This is a genomic window from Gracilimonas sp. B-17 (genome assembly GCF_056857935.1).
This window is the reverse complement of record NZ_JBSXOA010000011.1, coordinates 521149-546679: the sequence shown is the minus strand read 5'-3', so window position 1 is coordinate 546679 and position 25531 is coordinate 521149. Positions and strand designations below refer to the sequence as shown.

Below are 25531 nucleotides of genomic sequence, written 5' to 3'. Positions count from 1 at the left end.
CTTTATTCAAAGAACATCTATCACTTATTCAATTTGAGATATAATTACTTTTTAGACCTGAAACTTAGTAAATGTCCGGAAATCGTGACGGGTCAGCCTCGCTCATAATGGAATAGATCGCCTCATAGATATCTTCGGCATTTGGCTTGCTGAAGTAATCACCGTCAGATGCGTATGCCGGTCTGTGAGCTTTTGCAGTCAGGCATTTAGGCTCAGAATCCAGGTTAAAATATCCATCCTGATCTTCGAGAATATTTTGCAGTATGTATGCCGAAGCACCACCGGGAACATCTTCATCAACGATCAACAGTCTATTGGTTTTATTAAGTGACTTGCCAATTGTATGATCGATATCGAATGGAAGCAAAGTCCTTACATCTATCAATTCAATTGATATCCCCGCTTTATCCAATTGAGGTAAAAGACCCTCAATAATATTAAATGTGGAACCATAAGATACTACGGTTATATCAGTTCCTTCATTGACGATCTCCGGTTTGCCCAATGGTGTCGTGAATTCTCCCAGATTAGTTGGCAGGTCTTCTTTGAGCCTGTAGCCATTCAATGGCTCTACCACGATAGCAGGATCATCACCCTGTAATAATGTGTTGTAGAACCCGGCAGCCTGTGTCAGGTTACGAGGCACACAAAAATGCACACCTCTCACGCCATTGACGATCATTCCCATTGGAGACCCGGAATGCCAGATCCCCTCCAATCGGTGACCACGTGTTCTTACTATCAGCGGAGCCGCCTGACCTCCTTTGGTACGATATCGAATGGTTGCAAGGTCATCAGAGATCCCCTGAAAACAATACAGCAGATAATCCAGATACTGGATCTCGGCTATTGGGCGCAGGCCACGAATTGCCATACCTATTCCCTGACCTAGAATTGTAGCTTCCCGAATACCGGTATCACTTACGCGGATCTCACCGTATTTATCCTGCATACCCTCCAAACCTTTGTTGACATCACCAAGCTGGCCGGTGTCTTCACCAAAGACAAGTGTGTTAGGATATTGCTCAAAAAGCTTATCAAAATTATCTCGAAGCACAAGCCTGCCGTCTACTTTCTTTGGTTTTTCATCATACTCAGGCTTGATCTCTTCAATGTTTAATGGGGAATACTTAGTTTCACTGTATAAATGTGATGAGTATCTTTCGTGATTCTCTTCCATTGAATTTTCTACCCATTCTGCAAGTTTCTTACGAGAGGATCCCGATTTACCGGCTGTAACAGCCAGTGATTTCCTTGCAGCAGATAGAATATCTTTTCTGATGGCTGTTGGGTAATTCTTCAGTGCTTTCGCATATTCCCCGACTTCATTCACACCGGTTTCATCCAGCAGGGATGCTAAAAGATCCAAAACGATGTTCTTTTCCTCCTTGATCGGTTTCATAAATGCATCCCACGCCGCCTTCTTGGCTTCGTTGATCTCAGTCTTAGCCTCTTCTTCAAGCTTATCCAGCTCTTCATCTTTGGCAATGTCGTTCTCGAGGATCCATCTGCGCATTCTTTCAAGGCAGCAGTATTCCTCTTCCCATTTCAGGCGCTCGTCATCCTTATATCTTTCATGTGAACCGGATGTTGAATGCCCCTGGGGTTGTGTTACTTCCTGTACATGAACCAACACCGGAACATGTTCCTTTCGTGCTATCTCAGCCGCTTTTTCGTAGGTATCTAATAACTTTTCATAATCCCATGCTTTAACCGTAAGGATCTCATATCCTTCTTTATCTTCGGTTCGCTGGAAGCCACTAAGGATCTCAGATATGCTTTCCTTGGTGGTCTGATATTTCTTTGAAACTGAAATACCATAACCGTCGTCCCATACGGAAACCACCATTGGAATTTGCAATACTCCACCGGCATTTATGGTCTCCCAGAAAACCCCCTCAGAGGTACTGGCATCACCAATGGTCCCAAAAGCGATCTCATTACCCTTGTTTGAAAATTTCTTCCATTCTTTGCCCTTCAGAGCCTTTTCATTGCGGTAAACCTTTGATGCCTGAGCAAGTCCCAATAAGCGTGACATCTGCCCTGCTGTCGGTGAAATATCGGAAGCGGTATTCTTGTATTTGGTTTGATCTTTCCACTCCCCATCTTCATCGATCAGGCGGGAGGCAAAGTGTGAGTTCATTTGTCGCCCGGCTGAACTTGGATCTGCCTTTACATCAGCATGGGCATATAACTGAGCAAACAACTGCTGTGGAGTAACCTCCCCGATAGCCAACATGAAAGTCTGATCCCGGTAGTAACCTGATCTGAAGTCGCCCTCTTTAAACTGTTTTGCTAAAGCTATTTGTGGAATTTCCTTACCATCACCAAAGATCCCGAACTTTGCCTTACCGGTTAACACTTCCTTGCGTCCGATAAGTGACATGTGCCGGCTTACCCAACCCAGTTTAAAATCACTGAGGATCTCTTTTTTTTGAGCTGCAGTAAATTTCTTCGTCTTCGATTTTTTCTTCGCTTTAGCCATTTTATAAAATTAGTTCTGAAATTTGGTAAGCACCATCCGAAAGGGGCGACAGTATAAGGAAAAGCGCTTTTTTATGAAACAGGTTTTGGCCTTCTTAACGTTCTATATCAATCGCTAAGAAGGCTATCCACCATTATTCCGTAAAGCCGCCCTTGGTCATCTTGATCGGGTCCAGTGCCTTATCCAGTTCCTCATCAGAAAGATCGGTCATTTCTTTAGCCACTTCTTTCAGTGGACGAGATTCTGCAAATGCTTTCTTAGCTATTTTAGCAGCGAGGTCATACCCAATAATTGGGTTCAAGGCGGTAACCAGGATAGGATTTCTACCCACCATATCAGCGATCTGTTCTTTTTTGACCTTCAACCGTGAGACTGAACGATCAGCCAGATTTCTGGCGGCATTTGCCAATATATCGATCGACTCTAACAAGTTATGAGCCACAACCGGAAGCATTACATTTAGTTCAAAATTTCCTGCCTGCCCTCCAATAGTGATAGCAGAATCATTACCAATTACCTGTGCACATACCATGGTCAGTGACTCTTCGATCACTGGATTGACCTTACCCGGCATAATGGATGACCCCGGTTGAAGAGCGGCTAGCTCAACTTCACCAATACCACTGTTAGGTCCGGAATTCATCCATCTAAGGTCGTTACCGATCTTCATCATACCAACTGCAATGGTCTTAAGCTGTCCACTTAATTCTACCGGGGCATCCACCGTAGCCTGTGCCTCAAAGTGGTTTTCAGCCTCGGTAAACTTCTCACCGGTCAATTCAGAAATTTTTGCCGCAAAATCCTTTCCAAAATCTTTATGTGTATTGATCCCTGTTCCAACCGCAGTACCACCCTGTGGCAGTTCACTCACTCTTTCCAAAGCTGACTCAACCCGTTTGATCCCCAATTCAACCTGGCGGGCGTATCCACTGAACTCCTGCTCTATAGTTACAGGCATGGCATCCATAAGGTGAGTTCGGCCGGTCTTAACCACATCTGAATATTCTTTTCCTTTTTTCAGGAACGTCTCCTGCAGATGCTTAAGTGCCGGGATCAGATTATTATTGACTGCCTTAACAGCAGCTACTCTGATGGTGGTAGGGATCACATCGTTCGAACTCTGTCCATAATTGATGTGATCATTTGGATGAATAGTTACATCCACGTTATTTTTAAGTTCATTGGCTCTGTGAGCAATAACCTCATTGGCATTCATATTTGTTGAAGTACCTGACCCGGTTTGAAAGATATCGATCACAAATTCCTTGTCATGAATACCCTCAATAACTTCCTGGGCAGCAGCCTGAATAGCTTCAGCAACTCCCTTATCTAAAAGACCAAGATCTGCATTAACTGCAGCTGCTGACTTTTTAACGTATCCAAGTGCTTCAATAAATTCTCGGCTAAATTTGATGCCGCTGACAGGGAAATTATCGTGTGCACGTTGTGTCTGTGCCCCATAGAGAGCCTCTTTTGGCACTTTAATTTCACCCATTGAATCCTTCTCTATACGAAAATCACTCATCTTTCTTATTCCTTTTAGAGGTTAAGTTCATCGCTTTGCTTTCATTTGAATCCTTTCATGCAAAGCAAAGAAAATTTTATTTCATAGCCTTAAAAAGATAAGGAAAAACTATGTAGATGTTGTGAAATGGTTGTTAAAAATGGTCAGTCACTCAAAGCGATTTTGAGTACATCCTGTAGGTCTTGTCCAGTTTACCACCGATGCGTTCAGCAACGCGTATCATTTCCGGATTTGATTCAAGTACCCAACTCATTTCCGATTCGGTCTTATTTTCACCTTTCAGGCCGTTTTGTATGGACCGGTGATGTAATAATGCATCTATTCCCTTGCCCTGATGTTCCGGAACCACCCCCATAAGTGCCGTTCTAAGCGTGTTTAATTTCCTTTTTTTCCATAGCAATTTAAAGATCCCAAAAGGAAATAGATTCCCATTCATCGTTTTCAGGATCTCATTAATGTTTGGGATTCCGATCGAAAAGCCTACTGGCTTCCCTTCCATTTCAGCAATGTGTGCAAAATCCGTATCAATAATGAATTTCAGGTCTTTTGCGACGGCATCAAACTCAGCCTCGGTCAAAGGAATGAACCCCCAGTTCTTCTTCCAGGCCTGGTTAAAGATCTCTCTTACGATCCTGATCTCAGATTTTAGGTTTTTCAGGTCAACCGGCCGGATCTCGATATCAGGAAGCCGGTGTTTAACAATTTTCATGGCACGGTTCATCCTGTCCATAGAAACGGTTTCGGTATCAACCATATAGGCATACAGATCCATTTCTTTATCAAACCCGGCAGACTTGATGAGCCTGTCGTAGTAATCATAATTATAGGGCATCAATACGTAAGGATCCTTGTCAAAACCATCTATAAGTACCCCAATAGTATCCATCATACTTGGGCTGGCAGGCCCCATCACTTTATTCATTCCCTTATCTCGCAGCCAGTCAGAAGCTACCCGAAATAATAGGTTTGCAGTGTGTTGATCATCAATACATTCAAAAAAACCAAAGTGCCCCGTCTTTGAGTTATGGAACTCATTGAATCGATGGTCAACTATAGCCGCGATCCGCCCCACGTCCTTTCCACCTTTTTCAGCTATAAAAAGCTCTATTTCGGCATTTTGAAAAAAAGGATTCTTATCAGTATCAATAAGCTTCTTTTGATCCATCCGCAGCGGTGGAACCCAATGCTCTGCATCCTGATAAAATGAGTAGATAAACTCGAGGAATCGTTTCCGTTCATCTTTGGTAGAAACAACTGTGACACCGGAGCTATTCATTTGGTACTACTTTTTTGGGTTACTCAGTACCTGAATGTCCGTTTCTATCAATAATGCCATGTTTCAGACCCACTTTTCGGAAAGCTTCCAGTATCTGATCCAAATGTTCATCCGTGTGGCTGGCCATATAGCTTGTTCTAAGTAAAGATTGTCCTTTTGGTACAGCCGGAGGAACAACCGCATTGGCATAAACCCCTTCTTCGAATAGGTCCTTCCAAAAGCGGAAGCAGTCCATCATTTCACCGATCACAACAGGTATGATCGGGCTTTGACTGTTCCATACATTAAAACCAAGGTTTTTAAGTTCCTTACGCATGTAGTTGGCTATCTCTTCCAATCGCTCCAGTCTCCAAGGTTCTTCCTGAAGGATCTCCAGGGCTTTAAGTACTGTAGCAACATTGGCGGGAGGCATTGAAGCACTGAATATGTGAGCAGGGGAATTGTGTCTTATGAATTCAATAACTGGTTTATCACCAACTAAAAATCCACCCAGTGATGCAAAAGACTTTGAGAAAGTACCACTGATCAGATCCACTTTATCGGTCAGTCCAAAAACTGATGCAGATCCGCGGCCTCCATCTCCAACAACCCCTACTGCATGGGCATCATCTAAGTAAAGTCTTGCATTATACTTTTCTGCAAGTTCAACCAGCTTAGGAACATTGGCCAATGTACCTGACATTGAAAAAACACCATCGGTGATTATTATCTTACCGGATTCAGGGTCAGCACGCTGCAGCAACTTTTCAAGCTGATCCATGTCGTTATGGTGATAACGCACGGTTTTTGCATTAGAAACAAGGGTACCAACCACAATACAAGCGTGATTATCCTTGTCAGAAAAAATAATATCGTTACGCCCGGCTATGGTTTGTATTGAACCTTCATTGGTTTGATATCCGGTACTGAATAATACACATGCCTCCTTGCCCATGAATTCAGCAAGTTTTTCCTCAAGTTCGAGGTGGCTGTCAAGAGTACCATTCAAATACCTTGAGCCGGTACAACCAGTTCCGTATTTGGTGAGGGCATCTTGTGCGGCTTTGATCGTTCGTGGATCATTGGTCAACCCAAGATAATTATTGGATCCTGCCATGATAACACGGTGACCTTCGATCTCTACTATGGTTCCATCTGTAGCTTCAAGCGGTTTAAAATATGGAAATAATCCCGCTGCTTTAACTTCGTCGGCTTTTTTGAAATTATATGCCTTGGAAAAAATATCTGATTTCTTGGCGCTTGTTTTGTTATCGGCCATTAGGTGATTTCCTTAAAAAAGATTCTAAATAAACATCAAAATATAGTCGGCAAAAAGATCTTAACGCTTTATAATTAAGAATGTTATAAATACCGACTGCTGATATAAAAAGTAATTATCTGAGCAAAGATAATAAATTTATAAGAATGCTTCTGAATTACATGCAAATCTATGCCCAGGGTGAGAAATATATTGAACTAGTAACTGTCCTTTGTATCCAATAATTCCTGGTATGTTTCAAACAACATTTTAAAATGCCCTTCCATTGTCACTATATCATTTTCTGCAGCTTTTTTTGTTGCTTCAACCAGTTTAACCCTATCACGGTTTACAATATCCAATACAGCTTTAGTGAATGATTCACTGTCTCCGGGTTCATAAGTTTCACCCAATTCAGGATTTGCTATATCAGCAGCCCCCCCTCTTTCAGGAACTACTACCGGAAGTCCGCTACAAACAGCTTCTGCTACAACAATACCATATGTTTCAGCCGCAGAACCGTGTAAAAAATAATCAGATGACGCGAGAATATTGGCCAGTTCGTCCCTGTTTTCAGTGAAACCCATCAATTTTACGTGTTCTGATTTTCCTGCTTTGATATCCACATACTTTCTGATCGGGCCATCACCGAAAATCATAAGTGCCATTGGTTTTTTTTCCGAAGCTTTTATAAAACCATCGATCATGGTTCCCAACCTCTTTTCAGGGTGATGTCGACTGATAGCTATCATTAGATGGGCATCCTCTGGCAACCCAAAGTCTGCTAACAGTTTAGCCCTCAGATTCTGATCCCTTCTATTTGGTGAAAAGAAATCTTTATCGATCCCAAAAGGAACAGCAATGGGATTATTCACGCCGTGTTTTCCGATCCGGTCGGCCAGCCAGTTACCACTTACAATAGTTGCATCAAATCGATCACTCAGGTTCTGGAGGTATTTCCAGTAAAAGCCAAAAAGCTTATCGATCTTTTCAAAACCTATAGAATGACCAAAAAAGGTTTGAGGGTAGGCCGCTATCGGATCCTGATGAAAGATGAATGTTTTAACTGCATCACCTTTCCACCTCCCGGCAAACCAGCCGCCGGTCCATGGCGATGACCCTTCCACAATATCCGGTTTTTCACGATCAAGGATCTGATGTACGGCTTTTTCTCGCCACAAAATGTAGTACCTCCAGTCAACCGGTAAACGGGGACCTTTCACCCAGATAACACGACCACCGTCACGCTCTTCTTCACCCCAGTCTTCACCGGGAGCAACGATCACGATCTCGTGACCCATCTGAGATCCAAATTTAAGCTTTTGATTGATGTAGGTCTTAACTCCTCCACCCTGATCTGTATAAAACTCGGCAACGTCAATGATCTTCATAAAAGGGAGATCCTTAAATTATATTTTCTTTCTTTGTGGGGTATTCAATGCTTCCCTGTAATTTTGAAGCAACTGCCCATTAATTTGATCCCACTCATAACTGAGTGCTTTTTTTCTGGAGCTATCACCCATCTCTTTTCTAAGGCTTGCACTGCTGATGATCTTTCTCAGCTTGTTTGTAAAATCTTCTTTGTCTTGTGGTTCACCTAAAAATCCATTCACACCATCCTCTACCAACGAGCGACTACCGGTGGCGTTTGCCACAAGACAGGGCAATCCACAACTCATGGCTTCAAGAGTCACGTTACCGAAAGTTTCGGTATGCGATGGAAACATGAATACATCACTGCTGGCATAAGCTGTGGCAAGTTCTTCTCCGTTTAAAAAACCGGTGTAGACTGCTTCCGGCATTAACTTTTGTAGTTCTTCTTTAGCTGGCCCGTCACCCACTATCATGGCTTTTATATTTTTATTTTCAGCAGACAGTTTCTGGACACTTTGCCGGAACGTATCAAGTTCCTTTTCCCAAACAAGACGCGACACAAAGGTTATAACGATGTCATCGCTGTCAAATCCCTGCTCCTTTCTCCAGGCATCACTCCTTTTTTCCGGTGAAAAAAGATCTGTATTCACACCTCTTGCCCAGATCCTCATTTCCGTCTCAAAGCCATGTGGTATCAGTTCATCGATCATGGATTGAGAAGGAACATACACATGAGTACAGGCATTGTAGAACCAACTCAAATATTTCCAGGCCGCAGATTCGATAAGCGTTAACCCATAATATTTTAGATAGCTTGTAAAATGGGTATGATAAGAACCTACTAATTGAACATCATGTTTTTGTGCCCATTTTTTGGCTTTTAATCCACCAATATCCGGAGTGGCAATGTGAACCAATGTTGGATCAAAATCTTCGAGTGCTTTTTTTGCCTTACGTGACAATCCAAGAGTAGCTCGGTATTCCCCTCTTCCGGAAACCGGCATTCTCACTGAAGGCAGTGGGATCAATGTTCCATTATGCTCCAGGTCCGGCTCATCAATGGTTGGTCCAAATACCAGAACAGGGATGTCTTGGTCTTCAAGAAACTTGACCAACCTATTCAAAGTGAGGGAAACGCCATCTTTGATGTGATTATAATTTCCTGTAAAAAGGGCGATTCTTAATTCTTTCATAAAAATTTAAAAGCAGGTGGCAGATTCGTATCTTGATCGCCCTGCAATGAAATAGAGATTCTTATTATTTTATTTCTGTAAACAATCTTTAAATATAAGGAATTTAATGAAAGCCTTTGTAACCGGTGGAACTGGTTTTATAGGAAGTCATCTTGTTGAAGCACTTTTAGATTCTGGGCAATATAATGAGATCCGCTGCCTTGTCAGAAATAATGAAAAATGGCTGAGCGGTCTTAACTACAAAAAAATTTCCGGTGACCTCAACGATCTGAAAGCATTGGGAAAAGCCCTTGATGGAGTTGACGTCTTATTTCATGTAGCAGCTATTGTGAAAGCCCCGACAAAAAAAGAATTCACGCGCGCAAATGTCGAAGCCACTGAGAACCTGGTCAGGTTGGCTCAAAAAAAAGGGGTAACCAACATTGTTCTGCTTTCATCCCTCGCTGCAGCCGGCCCAAGTAATGGATCTCCAAAAACTGAAACAGATCCTATGGAGCCTGTCAGTATGTATGGGCATTCAAAGAAAGAAATGGAAAACCGGGTCAAACAAATTGCCACCGATAAAGACAGTATAAAGATAATTAGACCTCCTGCGGTCTATGGGCCCAGGGAAGATCAGATCTTTTCTTTCTTCAAAAGTTGTTCGAGAGGTATTTGCCCGATCATCGGGGATGGGAACAATCCAAGAGTATCAATGGTGTATGTAAGTGACTTGGTGGATGGCATATTACATGCAGCCCGTAAGACAGACAAAGGCACTTTCACATATTTTATTTCAGGTGAAGGAACTCATTCCTGGAATGAAATACGTGCGGTTACTTCAAAGGTACTTGGAAAAAAAACTATCCCACTTAAGATCAAACCAAACCTGGTAAAAAAAGCAGCGGCGGTTATTGAAAATATTTCATCATTATTTGGGATCTATCCCGTTGTGAATAAAGAAAAAGCTAACGAGCTTATATTGGAATGGACTTGCAGCTCCGATAAAGCTCAAAATGAAATGGGTTATTTACCCAAAATCTCACTGGCTGAAGGTATTTCACGCACCATTCACTGGTATAAAATGCACAATTGGTTATAAAACTATGAGATCATCTATCACAAAATTTTTGACGCTATTCTTTATTGTTGTTATCACCTTTCCTGTTCAAGCTCAGGATAGACTCATGCAGGATTTCTCGAGAGTGATGGAGATCCCGGAGATCATCGCAATGGAGTCTTCTCCAACCCATCTTTACATCCTGTCTGAAACTGAAGGTATGGTTGTTTTCAGAGCCTATTCCGATTCCCTTCAGTGGCTTTATACATCTTCAGGAATGCAAAGAAGAGGTGACACTATAATGGCAGATAGCCGTTTTGCATATCTTTTTGGAGACACTAACAGATTAACCATCCTTGAGCCCACTTCCGCTTTGGGGGTTTATTCTTCTACACTTCTTCCCCAAAAACCATTTGCAGCTGCCAGAATAGGCAATGCCCTTTTTATTGCTCTTGGCCAAAATGGATTAGGCAAGATCTCCCTTGAAACACCCGAGACTGTAGACTCAGCACCTGAGATCATTGGCAGAGGCCAGATCTCCGGCAACAAAGTTCTTGATGTACGATCTACAGCTCTAAGTAAACAATTATTTGTGCTTACCGATGCACCATCCCTGCTTGTATTTGAATATGAAGACCAAGCTTTGGATCTCAGTCAGAAGATCACTCTCAATACCAACCTCACTAACATATTTGTGGACAATGAAAATATCTGGGGAGCTAATGACAGAGGTGAGATTTTTGTGATCCGCTCTACCGGTATTGGACAACGATTAGGTACGGTGAACGAAAACGTTCACAGTATTTATAATTGGAGTAACAGAATATTTGTAAGAACGGCTAATGGGAAAGTGTGGGTATACAGTATGGATTCAAACTCACTGAATCCATGGAAAACTGATGGTGCAGCTAAAAATTTCCTGACCAAGAATAAAAACAGATTATGGATCGCTGAAAATGATAAGGTCTCTGAATTAAAAGTTGGTAATACATCCGGGTCAACTATCGCTGATAATAATACTCAAAACTCAGGCTTTAAGATCAAAGCTATTCCCAATCAGATCATAACTTACCCTGCCCCTCTGTTATTGCCACTGGAAATGGAAGGAAGTCAGTCTGCACAGGGTGTTGAATTCTCTTATCGATCAAATGTTAAAAATGCTCTTATCCGCAAACAGGGGTTTTTCTGGCAACCAAATGTAAATCAAGTTGGAAGTCACTGGTTCACTGTGGTTGCAACAGACAGTGACGGCCGTTCTGACAGTACCCGTTTTTTAGCAGATGTGAGGTCTTTTAATTCACCCCCACGATTTAGTCCGGTTAGAAATTCAAGCATTGCTGTGAATGAAAAGTATGAACTCAATTTCAGTGCCATCGACCCAGATAACCCTCAAAATTCGATCATCAGATTTATAGGTGTTGATATGCCGGACGGTGCGACTTTGAATGAAAAGACCGGAACATTTGTATGGACTCCATCAGACCGTCAAATTGGTGAATCCACCTTTAAAGTGATCGCGACGGATAAACTTGGAGCAGCTTCTTCTGTAGAGGTCACTCTTAACGTACTTGATATCTCACGAGATTCTCCACAGAACGGCAACTGATCAAAGAGCCGAAATTAATCGCAGTTCAGACTTACTCAATACGTGCAACCTAAGGACTTCCGTTCCGAACTTCTGAAATGGTACCGACACCACAAACGTGAAATGCCCTGGCGGGGTGAAGCCGATCCCTATAAGATCTGGGTTTCAGAGATCATGCTACAACAAACACAGGTTCAGCAGGCAACTCCCTATTTCCAAAATTTCATTTCACTGTTCCCTACCGTTTATGAACTCGCTAAAGCTGACCAACAAGATGTTTTGAAAGCATGGGAAGGCCTTGGATACTACAGTCGTGCCAGAAATCTTCATTCCGCAGCAAAAATGGTGGTTGATGATTTCAATGGTCGGGTTCCTCAGACGTACGATGAGATCATAAATTTGAAAGGTGTAGGTCCCTATACAGCGGCAGCAGTAACCAGTATAGCCTTCAATGAACCAAATGCCGTAGTGGATGGTAATGTCATCAGGGTGCTCACAAGGTATTATGGTATTGAGGATGACACCCGCAGAACCAAAACCCGTAGGAAGGTGCAGGAATTGGCTGATGAGCTCATTGATAAAGACAAACCGGGTGATTTCAATCAGGCCCTAATGGAATTAGGATCTGAAGTATGTACCCCTTCAAAACCCGTTTGTAACGAGTGCCCGGTACAGACAGGTTGTGTTGCTGCTAAAATGGCAAAAACCGCTGTGATCCCATATAAATCTCCGGCCAGGAAAAAACCTCATCATGTTATTGGTGTTGGTATTATTGAGCGTGATGCAGATAATAAGGTCCTGATCGCTCTTCGCCCTAACAATGCTATGCTTGGTGGGCTTTGGGAGTTTCCAGGTGGCAAAAAGGAAGAGAATGAGACCATTCAACAAACCGTTGAAAGAGAATTGAATGAAGAACTCGGAGTTGAGGTAAAGGCATATAGAGAGTTGATGAACTTCAAGCATACCTATTCCCATTTTTCCATCACCATGCATGCATGGCATTGTAAACTTCTTTCCGGGGAACCAAAACCAAAAGAAAGTCAGGAAGTGCGATGGGTTACGAAACAAGAGCTTGAGGAATACCCCTTCCCAAAGGCCAATAAGGTACTTACCGAAAAGTTAGTGGGATAACCCATATCATTTTATCGCGACACCGGCAATATGTAGAATGATCGGTAAAAAGACGGTCCTGCTATTGAATTCTTCGAGTTCTACCCTTTCAAATGAAGCCATCTTTATGCTGTTGCCGGTATCCCTGGTTACAACGCATCCGTTAAAAAACCATTTCCATGGTTTTTTTATAAGGTTCTGAAATCTGCATAACCATGTATGATGATCGGCTTTTATATGCTCAATAAAAACATACTTTCCTTCCTTTCTTAATACACGATGGATCTCTGATAAAACCTGATCAGGCAGTTCCACAGTACAAAGAACCAGGCTACCCAATACCATATAAACTGAATTCGAGGGCAGGTTAATATCTTCCGCTCCAGAATTATAGATCTCTATATCAATATTGAATCTAAGGGCTCTTTTTTGAAGGACCTTATTGTAGGAGTCATCTGGTTCAATCACTATCAATTTTGTGCCCGGTCTCAAATATCTGAAATTGGAACCATAGGCAGCCCCGATCTCAACTACTGTCGATGGATGACCTTTAAGCATTCGTCTCTTTCTTTTGCCATAATGGGCATCCATATAATGGTCTACCAGCGTTAAAAACCAATCATTAATTATATGAATCAATTTGACAGTATTTTGTTTGTATAATTGTGATATAACCGTCCATAAAATCGCTAACGGTAAAATTGTAAACCCCTTCAAAGTATAAAAATTCCTTGCCCCGAAAGAGAAAAAGATATCGAACGATCTCTAAGAATAAACTCATAAAACTTAAGCCATTTCTTGATGATCTGAATAATAAAATTGAGCAACCTGATTATATTAACGATGATCCGGTTCAGTTCATGCATGCATTTGAGAAAAAGAATGATCGTGAACTGGCTGGCTTCTTTGCAGCCACCATGGCCTGGGGGCGCCGGGATATTGTAAATGCAAAGGTGGAAGATCTGCTACTTCGAATGAACAACTGTCCGGCTGATTTTATCAGGAATTACTCGGACTCTGATGCCAAACAATTTGACGGTTTTAAGCACCGTACTTTCAAACCTGTAGATATGCATTGGCTCACCAAATCATTGCGATCCATTCTATTGAAGTTTGGTGATTTTGAAAACTTCTGGTCTTACTGTTATGATCTGGCTATGCGGGAAGAACGTGAACTTATGGCTGTATTCCATGAGCAGTTTTTTAGCTTTCATCCGGAAACACCTCAACGGGTTCGTAAACATGTATCAAATCCGGAAAAGAACAGTTCTGCCAAAAGATTGTACATGTACCTGCGATGGGTTGTGCGAAAAAACAGTCCTGTAGATCCCGGTACTATGAATTTTATATCACCAGCCGAACTTAAGATCCCCCTGGATGTACACGTAGCACGACAAGCCCGTAAACTTGGTCTTCTGTCAAGGAAGCAAAATGATTGGAAAGCCGTCATTGAACTTACCAAAAGAATGCAGGTACTGGACCCCAAAGATCCTGCCAGATATGACTATGCACTATTTGGGATCGGGGTTTTAGGCACTGACATACCGGATGAGTTGATCATCAACAAGCGGGTAGAGTGATCCTCACCGACGCAGAGCGTCAGAGCGAGGTAGTGGAGTTCCATCTAAAAGAAGATCCTGATTGGTTACTCACATTCTTCAACAATACGAATTACACCTGGTTCTGACACTCTGTGTCGGAACCAACCAGAGATTTGCATTAATTTTTTATCAGTAAAAGAGTTTGTATATTTAATGTTCCCAATTATGGGAACCAAAAATCAAAAGAAAGGATGTGATACTTCATGTTAGGAGTCGAAGTAAAAGACAACGAAAGTGTTGATCGCGCAATAAACCGCTTCAAGAAACTGGTAACTCGATCACGTGTTCTCAACGAATACAAAGATCGTCAACAGTATACGAAGCCTTCAGTTGAGCGACGCGAAGCTTTGAAAAAAGCCAAGCGAGAACAACGACGTCGCAATCGCGACAACTTCTAAACGAAGTGTAACGAATTCGAGCCCTCCGGTTTTACCTGAGGGCTTTTTTTATGGCTTGATGTAAATACCTGATACCATCTTTCTGTTTTGAATCAGGTGAAACAAGATCCTTGAATCCAAGTTTTTTTGCTTCTTTGATGCGTTGCTCTAAATGTGGAACAGTACGCACTTCTCCCCCTAACCCTACTTCACCGACAAAGGCCATATTTTGGGCTACAGCTTCATCCATCAGGCTTGAAACAAGAGCACAGCACACACCAAGGTCACCTGCCGGATCATTCAACCGAAAACCACCGGCAATATTCAGATAAACATCATGATTGGAAAAATTCTTGCCAACCCGTTTTTCCAAAACTGCCAGCAGCAACAATAACCGATTCCTGTCGAACCCATTCGCTGTTCTTTGGGGAGAACCGTAAGCAGATGGAGTAACCAACGCCTGAACTTCGATCAATAGTGGTCGGGTACCTTCAATCGTGCAAACCACCGCATTTCCGCTTACCCCTGCCGTTTTATCTGAAATAAATAACTCTGATGGATTGGAAACTTCGCTTAACCCATCTGATTTCATCTCGAAAACACCAACTTCCTGGGCTGCCCCAAATCGGTTTTTAAGGCTTCGCAATAGCCTGTATGTATATTGTTTATCCCCTTCAAATTGAAGAACGGTATCAACCATATGTTCCAGAACACGTGGTCCGGCGATGTCCCCTTCTTTAGTTACATGACCGATCACCAAAGTGGTAATATTCTTTCGCTTTGCCAATTGTTGAAAAAGTGCTGCACACTCCTTCACCTGCTGAATACTACCCGGCATACTTGATAACTCGGTTCTGTATACGGTTTGAATAGAATCCACGATCAATAGATCAGGCTGCATCTTTTGGGCTTCAGCTATGATGTTATCTACCTGAGTATCGTTGTAGATGAGCAGGTTTTCAGATTCCACACCTAACCGGGCAGCTCGTTGCTTGATCTGTCCGGCTGATTCTTCTCCGGCACAATATAAAATAGTCAATTCAGGATTGGCTTTAGCGATCTGGAGGGTCAGTGTACTCTTGCCAACTCCCGGTTCACCTCCAATCAATACATAAGAACCCGGTAAAAACCCTCCCCCCAATACACGATCCAATTCGCTGATATTACTTCTGAAACGGGTCTTTTCTGAGGTCTCTACATCTTCCAGTTTTTGAGGAGCCGCTGTAGACTCAAGTCCTTCAACTTTTGCTTTATGATTTGTTGACGACTTTCCCTTTGATACTGTTTTTTCTACAAAAGTATTCCATTCCCCGCACGAAGGACAGCTTCCATTCCATTTTGGGGAAATATACCCACAGTTGGAACATTCAAATTGGGTCTTCGTTTTCGCCATTCTAATCCTTATTAATTTCCACTACTTTTTGGTTCACATACCAGGTAGTTGCCATGATACCCAGGCCGATGCTAATGTAATAGCTAATGATCCTCCATAGAAATACAGCAAGACCAATAAAGCCTTCCCGAGCTATCAGTGGTCCCTGAAAAAGTACAAATAGACCTTCCACTCCTCCACTGCCACCGGGAGTAGGAACAACTAGAAATGCCAGGTTCATAGCCAAGCTTCGCAGAACCGATAGTATTTCAGGAGCTGGTAATAAACTGAGAACCACGATGGTTGGCAATGCAATTCTCATTAACCAGGACATAGTAGATAAAAAGAAGGCCTTCAACAGGAAACTGAACGGTTTCTTTCTCAGTTGATGGGCATATTCTTCAAGGTTTTCTGCTTCTATCTCGATCTTATCGCTCATTTTTCTAAGGATCGGCAGCTTGAAAACTATTTTGACCACTTTTTTTATGGCAGAGGGATTTACCAATACCCCATATGCCAATACGCTCGCATAACTCAAAAGCCCGAGATATAACAACCACATTGAAACATCGCCTACTAACCCTATTTCAGGTGGAACAACCTCGTAGAATATTCCGGCAAATAACAAGATCGGTATGGCCATTGCAAACCAAAGCTGATCCAATAAAACGCCATATAATATGATCGCACCCGAATCACCCAGCTTGAGGCCCTCTTTGGTCATCGCGTAGGTAGCCATTGGTGCTCCACCGATTGTTGATGGAGTGACAGCAGAAGTAAAGTCCCATGCCAGAACTACCCTGATCGAAGCCAGCCAGCTTAGTTGTTTATCAGCCAGAAACCTGATCTTAGCAGCTGAAAACCATACCCTAAGCAGGGATACAACAAGAGCGATGCCCAATCCCGGTAACCTTTTGGGAGCTAAATGTTTTAACACACCCGGCGTATAGGTCCAATATATAACAGCGCCCATTGTCACTAAACTCAAAAATACAGAGATGATCAAGTATTTTCGGGAAAATAATGACTGAGGTTGTCTTATATGTTTATGCTCCGAACTCAACTGATATGACCTAATGAAATGGATAAAAAAAGCCTTGCAGGAATACCTGCAAGGCTGATAAGATTTCAGGCAACTTTATGCCAGTGTGATGTCATCATTCAGATAAACGTCCTGGATCATATTCAGAAGTTTTACCCCTTCACCTAATGGTCTTTGAAATGCTTTACGACCACTGATAAGTCCCATACCACCTGCTCTTTTATTAATGATCGCAGTTTTTACGGCATCAGCAAAGTCGTTTGTACCTGAAGCTCCACCTGAGTTGATCAAACCGGCACGGCCCATAAAGCAGTTCGCTACCTGATAACGCGTCAGGTCGATCGGATTGTCAGATGATAATTCAGTATAGATCCGCTCGTCCAGTTTTCCATAGCTGGAATCACCGGAATTAAGCGCTTTATAACCACCGTTATTTGTCGGTTGCTTTTGCTTGATAATATCAGCCCCAAGAGTGGTACCGATATGGTTAGCCTGACCGGTAAGGTCTGCAGAACTGTGATAGTCAACGCCATCCACTTTAAATGCATTGTTACGTGTATAACACCACAGAATGGTAGCCATGCCTAACTCATGCGCGTAAGCAAAAGCTTGTGCTACTTCCTGGATCTGACGGTTTGATTCTTCTGAACCAAAATAGATAGTTGCACCAACAGCCGCAGCTCCCATATCATAAGCCTGATCGATCGTGCCAAACATGATCTGATCGTAGTTATTTGGGTAAGTCAAAAGTTCATTGTGGTTTATCTTTACCACGAAAGGGATCTTATGCGCATATTTTCTGGAAACTGAAGCTAGGGCTCCAAATGTTGAGGCAACTGCATTACATCCTGCTTCCATAGCAAGATTCACGATATGATCCGGGTCAAAGTAATCCGGGTTCTTGGCAAATGATGCACCGGCTGAATGTTCAATACCCTGATCAACAGGAAGTATTGACAAGTATCCGGTTCCACCCAAACGGCCATTGTTTAAAAGTCGCTGCAGATTCTGAAGTACCCTGTTATTTCTGTCGGAATGATACCAAACTTCGTCTACATAAGAAGCAGATGGTTGGATCAATCTGTCTTTACTGATGGTTTCACATTTGTGCTCTAAGAGTTCGGAAGCCTCATCTCCCAGTAGTTCTTCGATACTGTTAATTCCAAGTGACATAATTTATTTCCCTTATTTAAAATTGTTTTTTATGAGTGAGTAAGTGGGTAGAAAATATAAGCCTAAAAGAGGGAAATGGCTAAAGAGAACTTTAAGTAATTATCCAATAGCAGCAGACCATATAGTGCTATGCTTTTTTATTGAGCTCAGCATAAAACTGTCCAATAACCAGCAACTCACTGAAAAAAGACTAAAAGCTTTTCTCATTGAAAATTATACTCACGCACAAAAAATGACTGACCGTTCAATATTTTTTTATAAAACAAGAATACATCTGCCTGGTTTTGTTTTTACCAGGTTACAATTGTAACCGCTTTTATGCGCCTTAAATACCATATGAGGTCCCCCAATGCAGTTATAATAATTTTAAAATAAAGTTTCAGTACCTGATAGTAATATTGAAACTATTCTTCGTAGTTTTCGTTTTGTCAATCATGCAGAATACCAGTAATGATTCTTAACGAATATATATAAATGACTAACAGTCAGTAAATGGGAATAAAAGAACGTAAAGAGCGAGAAAAAAATCGGCGCAGAGACCAAATACTTGATGCTGCCATTGAGTTGACCGGCCTTCAAGGTTTCGAAAAAACCACCATGGATGAGATCGCAGAAAAAGCTGAGTTAAGTAAAGGAACTCTTTATCTGTATTACAAAGATAAATCCAGTCTTTATCAGGCTATAAAGAAACGTGCACTGCAATCTTTACATGAGCAATTCCTGGTCTCTCTTCAGCAGGACAAGCCGGGTTCAGAGCTCGTAAAAGGCATGGTTTTTTCATTTCTGGATATGATACAGGAGAACATCACTTTTACAAAAGCCATGTTGTTATACAGAAACTCCGGTTCCGTTGAAAATGAACAAGAATCCTCTATAGCTGAAAAATGTATTCACATTGAAAACGATCTGAATATGCTGATGTTGAAAGCCATACAGATCGGCATTCAGGATGGCAGTATCTCTACAAAACTGGATCCAAAGATACTCACTCTCCAGATAGGCTTCCAAATGAGAGGGATTCTCCAGTTTTATATTCTAGATAATAAAAATCAGGGGACAAAGATATTCAAGGATCAGGAGTTATCCCTCAATGAACTCATGGAGCAATTTTTAAATGTCCAATTCAGTCAATGATTAAAGGCATGCCAACAAGAAATTCTTTAAAACATCTTATCAATAATCAACCTAATGTCATGAACCAATTTTTACGCAGTTCCTGGGCGCTAACCGGGATGCTCATCATATTATTCTGTGTTGGGATATTTTCCACCTCTAATGCACAGGATATTCAACAAATAAGGTCAGCAGAAACGCAGACATTGGATCTGCGGCAGTCCATTCAGATCTCTCTTGCCAATAATACGCAAATGAAGCGGTCTTTACTTTCAGTCAGGGATGCTGACCAACAGGTGCGAAATGCCTGGAGTAATGTTATGCCTGAGGTGTCTGCTTCAGCAAATTACACACGAAATCTTGAAGTACCTGTTAACTTTATTCCGGCTATCATATTTGATCAGAATGCCGATCCTGATGAATTGATACCGGTTGCATTTGGAACAGATAATAACTGGCAAGGTGGCCTAACTGTCTCTCAAACCATCTTCAGTGGACAAGCCTTCGTGGGTATTAGCAGCTCTGAGCTCTATAAAGCTGCTCAATCTGAAGGTATGAGAGCAACAGCACAGGGTATAGTCACACAAACCCGGATCACTTATTATCAGGCGCTGGTTGCTAAAGAACGGTTACGATTAGTCCAAACACAGATCGAACGAGTCAGGGAGAACCTTGAAGATACCAAGAAACTTTTTGAACAAGGGTTTACTGACGATTATGCCGTACTGCAACTTGAAGTACAACTGAGTAATCTTGAACCTCAGCTAACTCAAGCTGAATTTGCTGTTGATGAAGCACTTCGTGAGTTACTAGATGTAATGGGATTACCGGTTCAACTCTCTGTTGATATCAAAGGAAATTTGAGTGATTACAGGATAGATTCAAACTCGTCCGCCGACCCAGAAAATAAAGAGTTGCGAGAGATCGACTCCATGACTCCCCTGGTTCTTAGTACAGATTCCGCAGAAATTGAACAGGCATTCGACCTGCGGGGTGACTTAAGAGTCTTAGACATTCAAAAACAACTGCAGGGTAAACAATTTGATGCCCAACGCAGCTCTTACCTTCCAACGGTTTTTGCTAATTATGGATTGAACTGGACCGCCTCTCAAAGGGGGAAGCCTGTATTCTTCGGAACCGAACAAACACGGGCAAGAGCTCAAACACTGACCATCGGTGTTCAACTTCCAATATTTCAGGGTTTCAGCCGTGATGCAGCCATTCAACGCTCGAAGATTCAGATCAAGGATACCGAGTTGCAGCTATATCAGGCTAAGCAAACCGCAAACAAAGAGATCTATTCAGCTAAACAAGGCGTTAGACAGGCTTTACAAACCAGTGACGCCTTGATGAAAGCTTTAAAACAGGCCGAACGTGGATATGAACGGGCATTGATCCGCTACCAAAACGGAGTCGGTTCACAACAGGAGGTCACAGACGCTGACCTTCAGTTGAGACAGGCTGAGATCAACTATGCACAAATGGTATCAGGTTACCTCTCGGCAAAGGCACAATATGATCAAGCTATCGGCCAGGTTCCTTTTGTAAGTCAGGATATCCAAGACATTAAAGAAAAAATCGAACTCAAATAAGATGAAAGTATTTAGCATGAAATTTCAAATATCGGTATTAGCAATATTCTTATTAGTCACGGCTTGTGGCAATGGTGATCAGGGAAATGGCGCAAATGAGACCCGATCCAGTACCCCTGTCTATGTAAATGAGGTTCAGACCTCCACATTCAGGCATTATGTGAATGTTCAGGGTGATGTTGAATCTGATAAAACGATCATGATCACCCCAAAAACATCTGCAACAGTAGAAGAAATTCTGGTTCGTGCAGGTCAACAGGTTAAAAAAGGAGACATTCTCGCCAAACTTGATGGTGAGATCACTCGTAACCAACTCGCTCAGGCCGAAACGCAGCTGGAGCTGGCTAAGACATTATTTGAGCGTCAGCAAAACCTTCGTGAACAAAACATCGGTTCAGAGGTAGAGTTTTTGCAGTCCAAGACACAGTATGAATCAGCCAGAAGTCAGCTTGCCAGCTTGAAAGAACAATATGACTACTACACCATCAGAGCCACCATATCCGGAACTGTTGACAGAGTTGACCTAAAAGTGGGTGAAACTGTAGGTCCTGCCCTACCCGTTTTTCAGATATCAAATTCTGATGCATTGAAAGTAACAGCTGAAGTTTCAGAAGCCTACATAACCAGAGTTGATGAAACCGACAGTGTGGAGATCACCTTTCCAAGTCTCAATATGTCAGTACAAAAACAACTGGATGTAGTGAGTAAAGCCATTAACCCTTCCAACCGAACATTTGGAGTCGAAGTATATCTGCCCGGTGGTGTTGAAGGGATCAGACCGAATATGATGGCAAGGGTCAGTATAAACGACACAAAGCTTGAAAACCAGATCGTTGTACCTGTGAATACGGTACAGCAGGCTAACAATATCAGATATGTTTTTGTAGCTGAAGAAACAGAAGAGGGATGGATCGCCAGAAACAGAGAAGTGACCACCGGCCTTAATTATGAAAATGACCTCATTATCACAAGCGGCCTGAACACCGGTGATCTCCTAATAACAGCAGGTTATGCAAACCTGTCTGATGGTTCAGCCATTTCCATACAAGAAAATTAACAGATCAGAACTGAGTAACAGAAAATGAATTTTAAAGAATTTAGGATCTCGAGTCTTGCGATCAACAACCGAACAACAGTATACCTGCTAACGGTATTGATCACCATCATTGGTATCTATTCGTACATTACGTTACCCAAAGAATCTTTTCCAGAGGTAGAAATACCAATTTTCAATGTCGTAACCATCTATGCTGGCGCATCACCGGCAGATATTGAGAACGTCATCACCCGGCCTATTGAGGAAGAACTACAAGGAATTGATGGGATAGATAAGATCAGCAGTGTTTCCAAACAGGCTGTATCTATTATCACAATTGAATTCACTACCGAAAAGGATAAACTTGTGGCCCAACAGGAAGTAAATGATGCTGTTGAGAAAGCCCGGACTGAACTGCCTGCCCAGCTTACACAAGAGCCACAGGTAAACGATTTCAACCTTGATGATCAGCCGATCTTAAACATTAATTTATCCGGTAATTTTGACCTGGTAGAACTGAAAAAATTTGCTGATGAAATACAGGATCGCATCGAGAGCTTAGCTGATGTGAATGAGGCTGAGATCATTGGGGCATTGGAAAGAGAGATTCAGATCAATGTGGACCTCCATAAGATGCAAGCTGTAGGCCTGACATTTGATGATATCAGAACTGCCGTTCAGAATAAGAACCTGACCATATCAGCCGGACAGCTCGAAATTGGATCCATGGAACGCTCTGTTCGTGTAGATGGAGAAATTGAAGACGCCGGTGACCTGGAAGAACTGATCATCACTAATGTGCAGGGTGATGAAATCTACCTGAAAAATATTGCCAGCATAGAAGATGCTTTTGCAGACCGCGAAAGCTACGCGAGTCTCGGTGGCGAACCTGTGATCACCATCAATGTAAAAAAGAAAAGTGGAGGGAACCTCATTGAGACCTCAGAGGCAAGTATGGCGATCATACAAGATCTGAAGGAGAATCAGTTTCCCGAAAACCTGAATATTACGATCACGGGAGATCAATCTCAGGACACAAAAGACAGTGTTTCAAACTTATTCAATACCGTTATCCTGGGATTCTTCTTTGTTGTTTTAGTATTGATGTTCATCATGGGAGTTCAGAATGCTGTATTTGTTGGGCTCGCGATCCCACTTTCCTCCCTTATTGCTTTTGCGGTTATGCCGACCATCGACTTTTCGATCAATATCGTTGTGTTGTTTGCACTTATTCTTGGATTGGGTATTGTGGTTGATAATGCTATTGTGATCGTAGAGAATATTTACAGGCATGTCAACAAGGGTGAAATGGGTAAAATGGAAGCCGCTAAAAAAGCAGCCGGTGAAATTGCACTTCCTGTGATCACCGGAACCCTTACCACAATTGCTCCCTTCTTCCCCCTACTATTCTGGGGTGGGATCATTGGCCGGTTTATGTTTTACCTGCCGGTTACCATCATTTTGACACTTGTAGCTTCCCTAATTGTTGCCTTGATCATGAATCCGGTGTTTGCCGTTTCCTTCATGAGTGAAAATGAGGACCACACTAAAAAAGAAGAAACGGATAACAGGTTTCTTTGGATCGCAACCGGTGTTGTTGGCGTACTCGCAGTTATATTTTACTTAACGGGTGGACTATTCGTAGCCAACCTTCTAATTTTCCTTTATTTGTTATGGTTGCTTGAACGGTTTGTACTTAAGCCGCTAATTCGCAAATTCAATGAGAAAACATTACCAAAGATTCAGTCCGTTTATCATGACCTGATCGAGTGGCTACTTGTTGGATGGAGACCCTGGATCACGCTGGGAGGTACCTTTGTATTTCTCATCTTCAGTATTTTTCTACTTGGTTTGGTTTCTCCAAAGGTGGTTTTCTTTCCGGAAAGTGAACCGAACTTCGTATATGTTTACAACGAAATGCCGGCAGGAACTGATCTTGATGAAACCAACCGTGTAAACCGCCAGATCGAGGAAAGGGTTTATGAAGTGATCGGCCGGGATAATCCTGTCGTAAAATCAGTCATTTCCAATGTTGCGATCGGTGCAAATCCTCCCAACAGTATTGATCCAACCCCCTCACCTAATAAAAGTAAAGTGACGGTGGAATTTGTTGACTATCAATATAGAAATGGTGTTTCCACTGAAGATATACTTAACGACATTCGCGATAATGTTCAGGATATTCCGAATACCACCATTACGGTTGAAAAAGAACAAAACGGTCCCCCTACCGGTAAACCGATCAATATTGAGATCACCGGAGAGAGTTTTGAAGAGCTGATCACACTAACTGAGAATGTTAAAAACTTTATTCAGAAGCAGGAAATTGAAGGCATTGAAGAACTCCGCTCAGACCTTCAGGTAAACAATCCTGAGATCATCGTTGATATTGATAACGAGAAAGCGAATAGCTACGGGATAAGTAACATCCAGATAGGTGGTACAATCCGAACTGCATTACTTGGCGAACCCATCTCGACCTTCCGTGAAGACGAAGATGAATACGATGTGACGCTTCGACTGTTAGAAGAAGATCGTTCTAATATCACTGATCTTATGAATATGAAAGTGGGTACACCAACCGGCTTCATTCCTATCTCTGCTGTAGCCACCCCACGTTTATCAAATAGTGTTGGTGCCATAAACAGAATTGACCTGGAGCGAGTTGCAACACTGTCTTCCAATGTTCTGACCGGATATAACGCAAATGAGATCAACGCTCAAATCAGGGAGGCCTTACAGGAATTCAATATTCCACAAGGGTATGAAGTGAACTTAACCGGCGAACAGGAAGAACAGGCAGAAACCGGGCAATTCCTTGTGGTTGCACTTTTTTCTGCCATCATGCTCATCTTTCTGATCCTGGTTGCACAATTCAACTCAATCGGGAAACCACTTATCATCATGTCTCAGGTCTTGTTCAGTCTTATTGGGGTATTCATCGGTTTTGCTACTTTTGGAATGGATATCTCTGTGGTATTGACCGGTATGGGCATCATTGCCGTTGCCGGAATTGTGGTAAAGAATGGGATCATTCTGGTCGATTATATCGATATTCTAAGAAATGAGGGTTCATCCCTTAAGGAAGCTGTAATTGAAGGAGGTTCTATACGTTTGAACCCCGTTCTGCTAACGGCAGCCTCAACAATTTTAGGGTTGATCCCCCTCGCCATTGGGCTCAACATCGATTTTTATGGACTTTTTGCCAGCTTTGAACCTAACCTATATTTTGGTGGAGATAACGCTAGTTTTTGGGGTCCCCTGGCCTGGACCATCATTTACGGTCTCGGTTTCGCCACTTTCCTAACCTTGTTTTTGGTTCCATCCATGTACTACATAGGCGTGAATTCAAAGCAGTGGTTCAAAGAGAAATTCAGTACAGTTCAGGAACAAGATTAATA

At 42.3% G+C, this 25531-nt stretch carries 19 protein-coding genes; 9 read left to right on the top strand and 10 right to left on the bottom strand.

Translation table 11 applies throughout. From position 1 onward, the window contains the following. Window positions 1-64: 64 nt before the first annotated feature. From AC13FX_RS07210 to AC13FX_RS07185, 6 genes are all read right to left on the bottom strand, one after another. Window positions 65-2485 carry an alpha-ketoacid dehydrogenase subunit alpha/beta gene (locus tag AC13FX_RS07210; protein ID WP_482879870.1) on the bottom strand — a complete coding sequence of 807 codons (2421 nt, stop codon included), beginning with the start codon at window positions 2483-2485 and terminating at the stop codon, window positions 65-67. Window positions 2486-2618: 133 nt separating this feature from the next. Beyond that, the gene (locus AC13FX_RS07205; protein ID WP_482879869.1) at window positions 2619-4010 is read right to left on the bottom strand and encodes a class II fumarate hydratase; all 1392 of its coding nucleotides are present in this window, start codon (window positions 4008-4010) and stop codon (window positions 2619-2621) included. 151 nt (window positions 4011-4161) lie between these two features. After that, window positions 4162-5286 (bottom strand): GNAT family N-acetyltransferase, encoded by a 1125-nt coding sequence (locus AC13FX_RS07200; RefSeq protein WP_482879868.1) that lies wholly within the window; start codon window positions 5284-5286, stop codon window positions 4162-4164. A gap of 19 nt (window positions 5287-5305) precedes the next feature. Continuing rightward, on the bottom strand, window positions 5306-6544 hold the full coding sequence (locus AC13FX_RS07195) for an aminotransferase class I/II-fold pyridoxal phosphate-dependent enzyme (protein WP_482879867.1): 1239 nt from the start codon (window positions 6542-6544) through the stop codon (window positions 5306-5308). Between the two features lie 197 nt (window positions 6545-6741). Continuing rightward, on the bottom strand, window positions 6742-7914 hold the full coding sequence (locus AC13FX_RS07190; RefSeq protein WP_482879866.1) for a glycosyltransferase: 1173 nt from the start codon (window positions 7912-7914) through the stop codon (window positions 6742-6744). 18 nt (window positions 7915-7932) lie between these two features. Further along, entirely contained in the window at window positions 7933-9090 is a 1158-nt protein-coding gene (locus AC13FX_RS07185; protein WP_482879865.1) for a glycosyltransferase family 4 protein, read from the bottom strand. A 106-nt stretch (window positions 9091-9196) separates the two neighbouring features. Here AC13FX_RS07185 and AC13FX_RS07180 point away from each other — a divergent pair, with 106 nt between their 5' ends. The 3 genes from AC13FX_RS07180 to mutY are packed head-to-tail and all read left to right on the top strand — an operon-like array spanning window position 9197 to window position 12845. After that, window positions 9197-10171 (top strand): NAD-dependent epimerase/dehydratase family protein, encoded by a 975-nt coding sequence (locus AC13FX_RS07180; protein ID WP_482879864.1) that lies wholly within the window; start codon window positions 9197-9199, stop codon window positions 10169-10171. 4 nt (window positions 10172-10175) lie between these two features. Further along, window positions 10176-11735, top strand: coding sequence for an Ig domain-containing protein (locus AC13FX_RS07175; RefSeq protein WP_482879863.1), 1560 nt, complete (start codon window positions 10176-10178; stop codon window positions 11733-11735). A gap of 42 nt (window positions 11736-11777) precedes the next feature. After that, entirely contained in the window at window positions 11778-12845 is a 1068-nt protein-coding gene (gene mutY / locus AC13FX_RS07170) for an A/G-specific adenine glycosylase (RefSeq protein ID WP_482879862.1), read from the top strand. A gap of 6 nt (window positions 12846-12851) precedes the next feature. Here the strand turns inward: mutY and AC13FX_RS07165 are convergent, their stop codons facing one another. Next, window positions 12852-13463 (bottom strand): class I SAM-dependent methyltransferase, encoded by a 612-nt coding sequence (locus AC13FX_RS07165; RefSeq protein WP_482879861.1) that lies wholly within the window; start codon window positions 13461-13463, stop codon window positions 12852-12854. 92 nt (window positions 13464-13555) lie between these two features. Here AC13FX_RS07165 and AC13FX_RS07160 point away from each other — a divergent pair, with 92 nt between their 5' ends. Beyond that, window positions 13556-14404, top strand: coding sequence for a TIGR02757 family protein (locus AC13FX_RS07160; protein WP_482879860.1), 849 nt, complete (start codon window positions 13556-13558; stop codon window positions 14402-14404). Between the two features lie 224 nt (window positions 14405-14628). Continuing rightward, window positions 14629-14823, top strand: a complete 195-nt coding sequence (gene rpsU, locus AC13FX_RS07155) for a 30S ribosomal protein S21 (RefSeq protein WP_103665567.1) — start codon at window positions 14629-14631, stop codon at window positions 14821-14823. A gap of 31 nt (window positions 14824-14854) precedes the next feature. On the opposite strand, the gene radA is transcribed toward rpsU, so the two are convergent. From radA to AC13FX_RS07140, 3 genes are all read right to left on the bottom strand, one after another. After that, entirely contained in the window at window positions 14855-16195 is a 1341-nt protein-coding gene (gene radA, locus AC13FX_RS07150; RefSeq protein ID WP_482879859.1) for a DNA repair protein RadA, read from the bottom strand. Between the two features lies 1 nt (window position 16196). Continuing rightward, on the bottom strand, window positions 16197-17153 hold the full coding sequence (locus AC13FX_RS07145) for a lysylphosphatidylglycerol synthase transmembrane domain-containing protein (protein ID WP_482880153.1): 957 nt from the start codon (window positions 17151-17153) through the stop codon (window positions 16197-16199). A gap of 159 nt (window positions 17154-17312) precedes the next feature. After that, window positions 17313-18389, bottom strand: coding sequence for a class I fructose-bisphosphate aldolase (locus AC13FX_RS07140; protein ID WP_482879858.1), 1077 nt, complete (start codon window positions 18387-18389; stop codon window positions 17313-17315). 492 nt (window positions 18390-18881) lie between these two features. On the opposite strand from AC13FX_RS07140, the gene AC13FX_RS07135 reads away from it, so the two are divergent. The 4 genes from AC13FX_RS07135 to AC13FX_RS07120 are packed head-to-tail and all read left to right on the top strand — an operon-like array spanning window position 18882 to window position 25529. Further along, the gene (locus tag AC13FX_RS07135) at window positions 18882-19523 is read left to right on the top strand and encodes a TetR/AcrR family transcriptional regulator (RefSeq protein ID WP_482879857.1); all 642 of its coding nucleotides are present in this window, start codon (window positions 18882-18884) and stop codon (window positions 19521-19523) included. Window positions 19524-19531: 8 nt separating this feature from the next. Further along, window positions 19532-21094: a TolC family protein gene (locus tag AC13FX_RS07130; RefSeq protein WP_482879856.1), complete on the top strand. Its 1563-nt coding sequence runs from the start codon at window positions 19532-19534 to the stop codon at window positions 21092-21094. A 16-nt stretch (window positions 21095-21110) separates the two neighbouring features. Beyond that, window positions 21111-22151, top strand: a complete 1041-nt coding sequence (locus AC13FX_RS07125) for an efflux RND transporter periplasmic adaptor subunit (RefSeq protein WP_482879855.1) — start codon at window positions 21111-21113, stop codon at window positions 22149-22151. A 24-nt stretch (window positions 22152-22175) separates the two neighbouring features. Beyond that, window positions 22176-25529, top strand: a complete 3354-nt coding sequence (locus AC13FX_RS07120) for an efflux RND transporter permease subunit (RefSeq protein ID WP_482879854.1) — start codon at window positions 22176-22178, stop codon at window positions 25527-25529. Window positions 25530-25531 lie beyond the last annotated feature (2 nt).

Excerpts from the sequence above, each read along its gene's own strand:
- AC13FX_RS07210 (WP_482879870.1), bottom strand. The coding sequence starts at position 2,485 with ATGGCTAAAGCGAAGAAAAAATCGAAGACGAAGAAATTTACTGCAGCT.
- AC13FX_RS07205 (WP_482879869.1), bottom strand. The coding sequence starts at position 4,010 with ATGAGTGATTTTCGTATAGAGAAGGATTCAATGGGTGAAATTAAAGTG.
- AC13FX_RS07200 (WP_482879868.1), bottom strand. The coding sequence starts at position 5,286 with ATGAATAGCTCCGGTGTCACAGTTGTTTCTACCAAAGATGAACGGAAA.
- AC13FX_RS07195 (WP_482879867.1), bottom strand. The coding sequence starts at position 6,544 with ATGGCCGATAACAAAACAAGCGCCAAGAAATCAGATATTTTTTCCAAG.
- AC13FX_RS07190 (WP_482879866.1), bottom strand. The coding sequence starts at position 7,914 with ATGAAGATCATTGACGTTGCCGAGTTTTATACAGATCAGGGTGGAGGA.
- AC13FX_RS07185 (WP_482879865.1), bottom strand. The coding sequence starts at position 9,090 with ATGAAAGAATTAAGAATCGCCCTTTTTACAGGAAATTATAATCACATC.
- AC13FX_RS07180 (WP_482879864.1), top strand. The coding sequence starts at position 9,197 with ATGAAAGCCTTTGTAACCGGTGGAACTGGTTTTATAGGAAGTCATCTT.
- AC13FX_RS07175 (WP_482879863.1), top strand. The coding sequence starts at position 10,176 with ATGAGATCATCTATCACAAAATTTTTGACGCTATTCTTTATTGTTGTT.
- rpsU (WP_103665567.1), top strand. The coding sequence starts at position 14,629 with ATGTTAGGAGTCGAAGTAAAAGACAACGAAAGTGTTGATCGCGCAATA.
- radA (WP_482879859.1), bottom strand. The coding sequence starts at position 16,195 with ATGGCGAAAACGAAGACCCAATTTGAATGTTCCAACTGTGGGTATATT.
- AC13FX_RS07140 (WP_482879858.1), bottom strand. The coding sequence starts at position 18,389 with ATGTCACTTGGAATTAACAGTATCGAAGAACTACTGGGAGATGAGGCT.
- AC13FX_RS07135 (WP_482879857.1), top strand. The coding sequence starts at position 18,882 with ATGGGAATAAAAGAACGTAAAGAGCGAGAAAAAAATCGGCGCAGAGAC.
- AC13FX_RS07130 (WP_482879856.1), top strand. The coding sequence starts at position 19,532 with ATGCCAACAAGAAATTCTTTAAAACATCTTATCAATAATCAACCTAAT.
- AC13FX_RS07125 (WP_482879855.1), top strand. The coding sequence starts at position 21,111 with ATGAAATTTCAAATATCGGTATTAGCAATATTCTTATTAGTCACGGCT.
- AC13FX_RS07120 (WP_482879854.1), top strand. The coding sequence starts at position 22,176 with ATGAATTTTAAAGAATTTAGGATCTCGAGTCTTGCGATCAACAACCGA.